Here is a 440-nt window from a genome sequence, read left to right on the forward strand (position 1 = left end):
CTCGTCCTGGGCGCGCACCGCCTCTTGCTGGGCATTTTCGCGCTCCAGTACGGCGCGCTTGAGGCGGGTGTTGAGGCCCTCAAGGTCGGCGGTGCGTTCGGCTACGCGCTTTTCCAGCTCCTGACGGGCGCGGGCTTCGAAGTCGATGCGGTCGATGTAGTGGCGGCGCCGTTGCATCACCAGCCCGGCCAGCAGCATTGCTACCAGCAGGGTGCCGGCGCCAATGGCCATTACCGTTTGCACCGAACGGTCTACCAGCATGCGCGGGGCGAGGATGCTGACTTGCCAGCCGGTCTCCTTGATGTCGCGGGTCTGGGTGATCCAGGCATCCGGGGCGAGCACCAGCGGTTGCGGGGCCTGGGTAGGGTAGGGCTGGATGGCGATGATGGCCTGGCGCTCGGCATCGCTCAGTGCGCGGGTGGCACGGAAGCGCCAATCGG

At 67.5% G+C, this 440-nt stretch carries 1 pseudogene; it reads right to left on the bottom strand.

What is annotated here, in order from left to right:
* A pseudogene (locus tag QWI17_RS01670) lies at positions 1 to 440 on the bottom strand (hypothetical protein); the annotation flags it as partial.

The organism is Gilvimarinus gilvus (assembly GCF_030518155.1).
Lineage (GTDB): Bacteria > Pseudomonadota > Gammaproteobacteria > Pseudomonadales > Cellvibrionaceae > Gilvimarinus > Gilvimarinus gilvus.